The following is a 9,668-nucleotide window of genomic DNA, read 5'->3' as shown; positions in this document are numbered from 1 at the left end:
CCGGTCGGCCCCGGGTCGAGCACGTGCACTCTCACGCCCCGCGCCCGCGCGGCCTCGATGCGCTGACGACCCACCTCGTGTGCCGCGGCGATCCGGACCCGGTCGTCGGTGCCGGCGCAGAGGTCGATCAGCCGATCGGGTAGCGACCTGGTGAGGACGAGGACGGTGGGCGCTGGTCCGGTGCGCCGGTCCGTCCAGACCGGGCTCACCACGGCGGGACCGTAGCGTTCGGCCAACGCCGTCCCGGACCCCACCAGGACGAGGTCGGCGCGGGCCCGCATGGCGTCGTAGACCAGGCGGTCGGTGGGCGTTCCCAGGCCCCCGCTCCGGCCGTCGACGGTGGTGGTCCCGTCGATGGAGGAGATCATGACGGCACGGATCATCGGGGCGCCCGTGGGCTGGTCCGGCTGGAGGGCGGTCCAGATCGCGTCGAGCGAAGCCGGGTCGTCGTCGAGCGCGGGGGGTCGGGTCGACAGCACCTGGGGCTCCTTCCGTTCTGACGCCTGTCGCCCCACGATAGGCTCATCGCATGGTCTCTCGCCTCGTTGACGTCACCCCGGTGGTCCCCGCCGACCAACTCGTGGCACAGATGGTCCCGCCGTCGATGTTCGATGACGTGAGTTTCGAGTCCTACATCCCGGACCCCGCCGAGCCCTCCCAGGCCGCCGCGGTCAAGGCGTGTCGGGAGTTCGCCGAGGGCGTCGTGACCCGTCGTTCCCCCAAGAAGGGACTGTTCGGGCGTCGACCCAAGTCGGTGGAGGGGGCGGGGATCTATCTCGACGGCGGGTTCGGTGTGGGCAAGACCCACCTGTTGACCTCGATCTACCACACCTGTCCCGAGCCCAAGGCGTTCGGCACGTTCGTCGAACTGACCCACGTGGTGGGTGCCCTCGGGTTCAACCGTGCGGTCGAGGAGCTGTCCGGTCACTCGGTGCTGTGCATCGACGAGTTCGAGCTGGACGACCCGGGTGACACCATGCTGGTGTCCCGGCTGCTCGCGGAGCTCACCACGGCGGGCGTCAGCGTGGCCGCCACCTCCAACACCCTTCCCGAGCAGCTCGGCGAGGGGCGGTTCGCGGCCAAGGACTTCATGCGCGAGATCCGCAAGATGTCGGGGATCTTCGAGTCGATCCGAGTCGACGGCCCCGACTACCGTCACCGCAATCTTCCTCCGGCGCCGGACCCCATGTCCGAGGCGGAGCTCGAGGCGGACGCCGGCGCGGACCCCGGGGCGACGCTGGACGACTTCGACGCGCTGTGCGGGCACCTGGCCACCCTCCACCCGTCCAAGTACAACCGCCTCGTCGACGGGGTGACCAGGGTGTGCCTGCGCGACGTCGCTCCGTTGCCGGACCAGGCCATCGCCCTGCGTCTGGTCGTCCTGGCGGACCGCCTGTACGACGCCGGGATCCCCGTCCGTAACTCGGGGGAGAAGCTCGACGCGATCTTCACCGAGGAGATGATCGCCGGCGGCTACCGGAAGAAGTACCTGCGGGCCACGTCCCGGCTCCTCGCGCTGTCGCGTTTCGAGACGGTCGGCGGCTGAACGCTCAGTCCTGACCCGGGGCCCTCCCACCGAGCTCCCTCTCGTAGACGACGTCGGTGTTGGACACGCCGCCCACGTCGAACGTGCGCGTTCCCCGTTCGGCGAACCCCTGCCTGGCGTAGAACCGGCGTGCCCTGGTGTTGGCCACGTTGGTGGCGAGCCACAGACTTCGCGCGCCCCTCCCGGCACACCTCCGGACGACGTCGTCGAGAACCAGGGCCGCGATGCCCGAACCGTGGTGGCCGGGGTCGACGTACAGCTTGCTGATCCCGACGGTGGGTCGGTGGAGGATCTGATCGGCGCAGGCCGGGTCCATCTCGATCCCGTCCACGAGGAGGGCGTATGCGGCGAGTCGCCCACCCGGCGTCCTGGCCGCGAGGAGTTCGTGCCCGGGGGTGACCAGATGGACACTCAGCGCGCCGGTGGAGAGATGCCGGGCGATGAAGGCGTCGATCGAGTCCCGGGGGAGATCCGGGGGACACGCCAGCGGGAACGTCCGGGCTGCCAGCGCGGCAATCGGGCCGAGATCTGCCGCGACTGCGGGTTCGACGGTGGGTTCGACGCTGGCGATCACCCCGTGAGACTAGCGGGGCGCGGGGATCAGGAATGCAGGTGCAGGTTCTCGGTCCCACCCACCCCGGACATCACCAGCCGTTCCGAGTCGTCTCCGCCTCCGAGGACCATAGTGACCTCGTAGGTGTCCGTGGCCGTGCGGCGCAGGTCGACGAGGATGCCCGTGGTGTGCCGGAGGTCGACGACCCGCCCCCGGACGTCCTCCAGGGAAATCGAGTCGACCGTCGCCGTGTGGGGCAGTCTGTGCGCAGTGGACATACCCCGATGATGAGTGATCCTCATCACGCGGCGAGCACGGGCACGTACCGAACAGGGAGCGATCCCGCCGAAATGCACGACGCCCCGGCGGTCAGCCGGGGCGTGTGTCGTGGTGCGCGATACTGGGATTGAACCAGTGACCTCTTCCGTGTCAGGGAAGCGCTCTCCCGCTGAGCTAATCGCGCGGGATTCACCGACCGGATCTCTCCGGCGTGGAGGTGGAGACGGGAATCGAACCCGTGTTGACGGCTTTGCAGGCCGCTGCCTCACCACTCGGCCACTCCACCGAAAAGGTATCGAGCCCGGTGAGGACTCCTGGCTCCTCGATCCCTCCGAGCGGATGACGGGATTCGAACCCGCGACCCTCACCTTGGCAAGGTGATGCGCTACCAGCTGCGCCACATCCGCACTGCTCCCCGGCTCGCTGTTGCTCACCGCGTTGCGAGAATGAACATTAGCCGACGCCGAACTTGGAACACAAATCGGGGGCCGGAAACCGGGTTCCACCTGCACGGACGCCCTGATCCGGGGTTCTGCGGCCCAGCGCGCACCGGCCCTCCGGACGCGTGTCGGCACGGTACCGGCACGGCACCGACACGGCTCCGGCGCCTCGCCGACCCCGAATTGGGGCCGCGGGTCCGGCTTGCTACAGTGTTCCGGTGCCGATCGGGAGATCGGGCCACGCGCGGTCCTATAGCTCAGTGGAAGAGCGCTCCGTTCACACCGGAGAGGTCACTGGTTCGAACCCAGTTAGGACCACACCGCACACGCAGCCTCCGCCCCGGTGACCGGGAGACGGGGGCTGCGTTCGTATCCGGGCCAGCCGGTGCGCCGAGTCAGTCCTGCCGTCCGGCGACAGCCTGCTCCAGGGCCTGGCCGAACACCTCGACGGGCTGTGCACCGCTCACGGCGAGCCTGCCGTCGAAGACGAAGAACGGCACTCCCTGCACCCCGATCCCACGGGCGGCCTCCACGTCTTCACGGACGCGCTCGCCGAACCCGTCCCCGGACAGCAACCGGTCGACGGCGTCGGCGGGCAGGCCGGCCCCGACGCCGATGCGCCCGAGGACCTCCGGGTCGGAGAGTCGCTCGCCGTCGGTGAAGTGGGCGCGGCGCAACGCCTCGTCGACCTCGTCCGCCTTCCCGTGATCCGCGGCCAGCGCCGCCAGCCGGTGGGCGTCGAAGGTCGAGGAGATCCTGGCGGACCGCCAGTCGAACTCCAACCCGAGTTCCCGGAACCGTTCCGCCATCCGTTCCTGCGTGGCCTCCGCCTCCGCCAGCGTCATGCCGTACTTGCGCGAGAGCATCTGCGCGCCGGACTCGTCGTCGCCGCTCCCGCCGTGCCGCGGCGCCGCCGGGTCGAGTTCGAAGGCCCGCCAGGCCACGTCGACGGCAGTGTCGGGGTGCTCCGCCCGGAACGCCTCCAGCGCGGCCTCCAGGTGGCGTTTGCCGATCCAGCAGAACGGGCAGACGACGTCGGACCAGATGTCTATGCGCATGGCGGGTACAACCGCTCAAGGCGGTCCGGGATTCCGCGAGCCGCCGGGTAGCATGGACCGGCCCAGGTCCGTCACCGGAGCTGGTGCGCCCGTCACGGGTGACCCTGGTCACCCGTCGTCCACTGCCGAGGAGATCGCCCCCCGTGTCCGAGAACCGCATGCCGGAAGCCGACGTCGACGCAACGGATGCGGGCACCGTGACCACCACCGTCATCCCGGCGGGAGAACCGGCGGGCAAGATCCTCGCCGAGCGGGAGCTGCAGTCGAGGAGCGGCCCGGAGACCGTCGTGGTGGTGCGCGACCCCGATGGCGCGTTGCGCGACCTGTCGTGGGCGCCCGAGACGGACACCGAGGTCGAACTCGTCCGCGCGGACACCGAGGACGGCAGGTCCGTGATCAGACACTCCTGCGCCCACGTGTTGGCGCAGGCCGTCCAGGACAAGTTCCCCGAGGCGAAGCTCGGGATCGGCCCGCCGATCGAGAACGGCTTCTACTACGACTTCGACGTGGCCGAGCCGTTCACTCCCGAGGACCTCAAGGACCTCGAGAAGCGGATGAAGAAGATCATCAAATCGGGCCAGCGTTTCGCCCGGCGCGAGTACGCCTCTCTGGACGAGGCCCGCGCCGAGCTCGCCGGTGAGCCGTACAAGCTCGAGTTGGTGGAGGACAAGGGACGGGCGGACTCCGGCGACGCCGGGGGCGCCGAGGCCCTCGAGGACGCGGAGATCATGGAGGTCGGGGCCGGCGCACTGACCGCGTACGACAACCTCAACCCGCGCACGGGCGAGGTGGTCTGGTCGGATCTGTGCCGCGGGCCCCACACCCCCACCACCAAGTTCATCCCCGCGTTCACCCTCACCCGTTCCTCCGCGGCGTACTGGCGCGGCGACCAGAAGAACGCCGGCCTCCAGCGCGTCTACGGCACGGCGTGGGAGAGCACCGAGGCGATGGACGCCTACCTCGATCGCCTCGCCGAGGCGGAGAAGCGGGACCACCGGCGGCTGGGTACGGAACTCGACCTGTTCAGCTTCCCGGACGAGATCGGCTCCGGCTTCCCGGTGTTCCACCCCCGTGGCGGGATCATCCGCAACGAGATGGAGCAGCACTCCCTCAAGCGCCACCTGTCCGCCGGGTACTCGCTGGTCAACACCCCGCACGTGACCAAGGGCGACCTCTTCCGGAAGTCGCAGCACCTGAGCTGGTACTCGGAGGGCATGTTCCCTCCCATGGTCCTGGACGCGGAGTACGACGCCGACGGCAGGGAGACCAAGCCGGGGCAGGACTACTACGTCAAGCCCATGAACTGCCCCATGCACAACCTGGTCTTCGACTCCCGCGGTCGCTCGTACCGCGAACTACCGCTGCGGATGTTCGAGTTCGGCACGGTCTACCGGTACGAGAAGTCGGGCGTGATCCACGGGCTCACCCGCGCGCGCGGTTTCACCCAGGACGATGCCCACATCTACTGCACCGAGGACCAGATGGAGGGCGAGATCGCCTCCGTGCTGTCCTTCATCATCTCGCTGCTGCGCGACTACGGCCTCGAGGACTTCTACCTCGAGCTGTCGACCAAGGACCCCGAGAAGTACGTCGGCGGTGACGAGATCTGGGAGCGCGCCACCGAGACGCTCGAACGGGTCGCCACCAACTCGGGTCTCGAGCTGGTCCCGGACCCGGGCGGGGCGGCCTTCTACGGACCCAAGATCTCGGTCCAGGCGCGCGATGCGATCGGCCGGACCTGGCAGATGTCCACGGTGCAGCTCGACTTCAACCTCCCCGAGCTGTTCGACCTCACCTACAACGCCGCGGACGGCACCAAGAAGCGCCCGGTGATGATCCACCGCGCGCTCTTCGGGTCCATCGAACGGTTCTTCGCCGTCCTGCTCGAGCACTACGCGGGGATGTTCCCGGCGTGGCTCGCGCCCGTGCAGGTGGTGGGGATCCCGGTGGCCGAGGCCCACGAGAAGCACCTCGAGGACGTGATCGACGAACTCCGCGGCCGCGGGATCCGCGCCGAACTCGATCTCGCGGACGAGCGCATGCAGAAGAAGATCCGCAACCACACGACCGGCAAGGTCCCGTTCATGCTGCTGGCCGGCGACCGGGACGTCGAGGCGGGCGCGGTGAGCTTCCGGTTCCCCGACGGCACCCAGCTCAACGGGGTCTCCCGGAACGCCGCGATGGACAAGATCGTCTACTGGATCAACTCGCGGCGTAACGACGTGCCCACGGCGGAGCGGGTGTGACGCCCCGGGAACCGACCCCGACGGACGGGTACCGCCAGTACGGGGTGGGGGAGGATCGCCTGCAGCTGCTGTGGACCCCGTACCGGATGTCGTACATCGCCGAGTCGACGCCCGAGCCCGCCGAGGGTATGACCGGGGAGCCCTTCCTCGACATCCCCCGGATGAGCGACGAGGACGGCCTGATGGTCGCCCGTGGCGCCCATGTCTACGTGGTACTCAACCTGTACCCGTACAACCCCGGGCACGCCATGGTGGTGCCGTACCGCAAGGTGGCCGACCTGGAGGATCTCGACGACGACGAGGCGCGTGAGCTGATGTCGTACACCCAGCAGTTGATCCGGGTCGTCAAGGCCGTGTCCCGACCGGATTCGTTCAACGTGGGGCTCAACCTGGGCAGCGCCGCGGGGGGTTCGCTGTCGGATCATCTGCACCAACACGTCGTGCCGCGCTGGATCGGCGACGCCAACTTCATTACGGTGACCGGCGGAACCAAGGTGCTGCCCCAGTTGCTCCGTCAGACCCGACAACTGCTGGCCGAGGCGTGGTCGACCGTGCCCGGGCCCGACCACACCTGATTGCGGGGGAACAGATGCTGAGCGAGTTCGGAAGGTCGGGTGTCACCAAGGTGGCACACCCCTTCGCGACGTTCCTGGTCCGGATCGGGGTCACCGCGAACGGCATCACCCTGGCCGGGCTGGTGCTGACCTGTGCGGCGGCGGTCGCGCTCTTCGGCAACGGCCACCTGGTGGCAGGGGCGATCGTGATCGCCCTGTGCACCCTGCTCGACCTGGTCGACGGGGCGGTCGCCCGGGCGGGTGACGGCGGGTCCCCCTACGGCGCGCTGGTCGACGCGGTGTCGGACCGGGTGGCCGACGGTGTGATCCTCGCGTCCCTGCTGTGGTGGCTGGTGGACGCCGAACCGGACAACAAGTACGCGCTCGGCATGCTGCTGGCGTGCCTCGTGCTCTCCCAGGTCGTGTCCTACTCCAAGGCCCGCGCGGACGCCGGGGGTCTGCGCACGCCCGGCGGTCTGATGGAACGCGCCGACCGCCTCGTCCTGATCCTGCTCGGTGCCGGCCTGGAGGGTCTCGGCGTCCCCTGGGCCCTCGAGATCGCGATCACGGTGGTCGCGGTGGGCAGTCTCATCACGGTCCTCCAGAGGGTGTGGGGCGGACGGGCCGACCACCTCGGGCGGCTCGACCGGCTCGGGTCACCGACGGCGGGCGACCGATGACCCGGCTGGGCCAGCGGGCCTCGGACCTCGGGTACGCCGCGGGGTGGGCTCTGGTGCGCGCGCTCCCCGAACCGGTGGCACGGGCCCTGTTCCGGACCGGAGCCGACGTCGCTGCCCGACGTCAAGGGGAGGACTCCCAGCTCCGCAAGAACCTGTCCCGGGTCCTCGGGGTCGCCCCCGCGGAGGTCCCCGACGACCTCGTCCGAGACTCCTTCCGTTCCTACGCGCGCTATTGGCGGGAGGCGTTCCGTCTGCCCTCGATGGACCGCGAGGCCGTGGCCAGGGAGATGGACCGGACCATCGAGGGCGTCGACCACCTCGACGCGGCCCTGGCCCGGGGACGCGGGGTGATCGTGGCCCTCCCGCACTCGGCCAACTGGGATCTCGGCGGGACATGGCTGGCGCGGCGGTACGGCACCTTCGCCACGGTCGCCGAGAGGTTGCAGCCGGAATCCCTCTATCAGCGCTTCCTCGAGTACCGGGAGAGCCTGGGATTCACCATCTATCCGCACACCGGTGGCGCCACGCCGCCGCTCGAGGCACTCCGCGAGTTCCTCCGCGGGGGCGGCATCGTGTGCCTGCCCGGCGAACGGGACCTGCGTCGGACCGGCGTCCCGGTGACCTTCTTCGGTGAGACCACCCGGATGCCCGCAGGGGCTGCCAGGCTCGCCGTGGAGACCGGCGCGCCGTTCCTCGTGGCGCAGTTCTGGTATTCCGACGAGGAGACGATGCGGGTGCGGATCACCCCGCCCATCGACGTCTCCGGCGGAGTGGAGGCGGCCGTGCAGGCGATGGCCGACCTCTTCGCCGAAGGGATCGCCCGTCACCCGGCGGACTGGCACATGCTCCAACCCCTGTGGCTGGCCGACCTGTCCGCCGACCGTCGCGCGCGGATCGAGGGCTGATCGACTCGTGCGCATCGGCATGATCTGCCCCTACTCCTTCGATGCGCCGGGCGGCGTCCAGGCCCATGTGGTGGATCTGACCGAGGAGTTGCGTCGGCGCGGCCACTCGGTCCGGGTGCTCGCCCCCGGCCGCCCCGAGAACGCACCGGTCTCCGGGATGACGCTGACCGGCCCGGGGGTCCCGATCCCGTACAACGGGTCCGTGGCCCGGTTGAGCTTCGGACCCGCGGCCTGGCGGACCACCCGTCACTGGTTGCGCAGCGATCCGCTGGACGTGTTGCACATCCACGAACCCAACGCGCCGGGAGTCGGGATGTTCGCCCTGGCCATGTCCTCGGGACCCATCACGGCCACCTTCCACACATCCACCTCCGGCTCGATGATCCTCGGTGCCGCGGACGGCGCCCTCGCACCGCTCCTGGAGAAGATCCGCGGTCGGATCGCGGTGTCGACCCTCGCCCGGCGATGGCAGATGGAGGCCCTCGGGTCCGGCGCGGTGGAGATCCCCAACGGCGTGGACGTCGGCGCGTTCCGCGGGGTCGACGCGACGGCCGAGCGATCCGGTTCACCCACCGTGGCCTTCCTCGGGCGTTACGACGAACCGCGCAAGGGTATGGACGTTCTGGTCTCCGCACTCCCGGCCGTGCTGGAGGCCGTGCCCGACCTCCGGTTACGGATCATGGGGGACGGCGACGAGCGGGCACTGCGGGACCGGTTGCCGTCGGGCCTCGACGTGGACTTCCTCGGTCGGGTCGACGACACCCGCAAGGCCGCGGTGCTCGCGGCCGCGGACGTCTACTGCGCACCCAACACGGGTGGGGAGAGTTTCGGCATCGTCCTGGTGGAGGCGATGGCGGCCGGGACGGCCGTGGTGGCCTCCGATCTCGACGCGTTCCGCCGGGTCCTGGGAGACGGGGACTGTGGTGAACTCGCACCGGTGGGGGACCCCGGTGGCCTGGCCGCCGCCCTCGTCCGCGTGCTCGGCGACGACGGACACAGAGCCGATCTCTGCGCGCGCGCCTCCGAGGCGGTCCGGGAGTTCGACTGGCCGGTCGTGGCGGAGCGGGTGATCCGCGTGTACGAGACCGTCCGTGGACCGGGGGAGACCATTCGTGTCCGCTGAAGTGATCCTCGTCGTCGTCGCACTGGTCATCCTGGCGGTGACCGCCCTGCTCGCCGCCTACCTCACCGCACATCGTCTCGACAGGCTCCACATCCGGACGGATCTCGCCCGAGCCGCACTGATCGGCGCCCTGGAACGCCGCCACACGGTGACAGCCGCGATCGTCGCGGAGCTGGGCGGACGGGACCCTGCATCGGCGCAGCGGTTGTCGCACGCCCTGGCGCTGGCCCGCGCCCATCCGACCGACTCGGTCACCGGGACCGACCCCCGGCCCGACCCGGACC

The 9,668-nt window shown here is 69.9% G+C and carries 10 protein-coding genes, 4 tRNA genes and 1 pseudogene; 8 read left to right on the top strand and 7 right to left on the bottom strand.

Features of this window, described 5'->3' with window-relative positions:
- Positions 1-479: dihydrofolate reductase family protein (locus G6017_RS03670; protein ID WP_182616000.1), on the bottom strand; the 479-nt coding region annotated here is incomplete at its 3' end.
- 50 nt (positions 480-529) lie between these two features.
- Here G6017_RS03670 and zapE point away from each other — a divergent pair.
- On the top strand, positions 530-1,546 hold the full coding sequence (zapE, locus tag G6017_RS03665; RefSeq protein WP_179525390.1) for a cell division protein ZapE: 1,017 nt from the start codon (positions 530-532) through the stop codon (positions 1,544-1,546).
- Positions 1,547-1,550: 4 nt separating this feature from the next.
- On the opposite strand, the gene G6017_RS03660 is transcribed toward zapE, so the two are convergent.
- From G6017_RS03660 to G6017_RS03640, 5 genes are all read right to left on the bottom strand, one after another.
- Positions 1,551-2,120, bottom strand: a complete 570-nt coding sequence (locus tag G6017_RS03660; protein ID WP_338404200.1) for a GNAT family N-acetyltransferase — start codon at positions 2,118-2,120, stop codon at positions 1,551-1,553.
- Positions 2,121-2,146: 26 nt separating this feature from the next.
- On the bottom strand, positions 2,147-2,377 hold the full coding sequence (locus G6017_RS03655; RefSeq protein WP_179525389.1) for a hypothetical protein: 231 nt from the start codon (positions 2,375-2,377) through the stop codon (positions 2,147-2,149).
- Between the two features lie 110 nt (positions 2,378-2,487).
- A tRNA-Val gene (locus G6017_RS03650) sits at positions 2,488-2,562 on the bottom strand.
- Between the two features lie 28 nt (positions 2,563-2,590).
- Positions 2,591-2,664, bottom strand: a tRNA-Cys gene (locus G6017_RS03645).
- 48 nt (positions 2,665-2,712) lie between these two features.
- Positions 2,713-2,785 (bottom strand) — tRNA-Gly (locus tag G6017_RS03640).
- Between the two features lie 279 nt (positions 2,786-3,064).
- On the opposite strand from G6017_RS03640, the gene G6017_RS03635 reads away from it, so the two are divergent.
- Positions 3,065-3,136, top strand: a tRNA-Val gene (locus tag G6017_RS03635).
- Between the two features lie 77 nt (positions 3,137-3,213).
- Here G6017_RS03635 and G6017_RS03630 read toward each other — a convergent pair.
- Positions 3,214-3,876: a DsbA family oxidoreductase gene (locus tag G6017_RS03630; protein WP_179525388.1), complete on the bottom strand. Its 663-nt coding sequence runs from the start codon at positions 3,874-3,876 to the stop codon at positions 3,214-3,216.
- A 158-nt stretch (positions 3,877-4,034) separates the two neighbouring features.
- Between G6017_RS03630 and thrS the strand changes: the two genes are divergently transcribed.
- The 6 genes and pseudogenes from thrS to G6017_RS03600 all read left to right on the top strand — a co-directional run.
- Positions 4,035-6,122, top strand: a complete 2,088-nt coding sequence (gene thrS, locus G6017_RS03625) for a threonine--tRNA ligase (RefSeq protein ID WP_182610616.1) — start codon at positions 4,035-4,037, stop codon at positions 6,120-6,122.
- The gene (locus G6017_RS03620) at positions 6,119-6,697 is read left to right on the top strand and encodes an ATP adenylyltransferase (protein WP_182610602.1); all 579 of its coding nucleotides are present in this window, start codon (positions 6,119-6,121) and stop codon (positions 6,695-6,697) included. Before thrS ends, G6017_RS03620 begins: the two co-directional genes overlap by 4 nt.
- 14 nt (positions 6,698-6,711) lie before the next feature.
- Complete coding sequence (gene pgsA, locus G6017_RS03615) at positions 6,712-7,356, top strand: phosphatidylinositol phosphate synthase (RefSeq protein WP_182610601.1); 645 nt, start codon at positions 6,712-6,714, stop codon at positions 7,354-7,356.
- Positions 7,353-8,261, top strand: a complete 909-nt coding sequence (locus tag G6017_RS03610) for a phosphatidylinositol mannoside acyltransferase (RefSeq protein ID WP_179525385.1) — start codon at positions 7,353-7,355, stop codon at positions 8,259-8,261. The genes pgsA and G6017_RS03610 overlap by 4 nt, the downstream gene beginning before the upstream one ends.
- 7 nt (positions 8,262-8,268) lie before the next feature.
- Positions 8,269-9,384: a glycosyltransferase family 4 protein gene (locus G6017_RS03605; protein WP_182610600.1), complete on the top strand. Its 1,116-nt coding sequence runs from the start codon at positions 8,269-8,271 to the stop codon at positions 9,382-9,384.
- Positions 9,374-9,668 (top strand): annotated as a pseudogene (locus tag G6017_RS03600) (NUDIX hydrolase); the annotation flags it as partial. The gene G6017_RS03605 and the pseudogene G6017_RS03600, both read left to right, overlap by 11 nt.

The sequence above is a fragment of the Dietzia sp. B44 genome (assembly GCF_014145245.1).
GTDB lineage: Bacteria > Actinomycetota > Actinomycetes > Mycobacteriales > Mycobacteriaceae > Dietzia > Dietzia natronolimnaea.
This window is presented reverse-complemented; position numbering and strand designations above follow the sequence as displayed.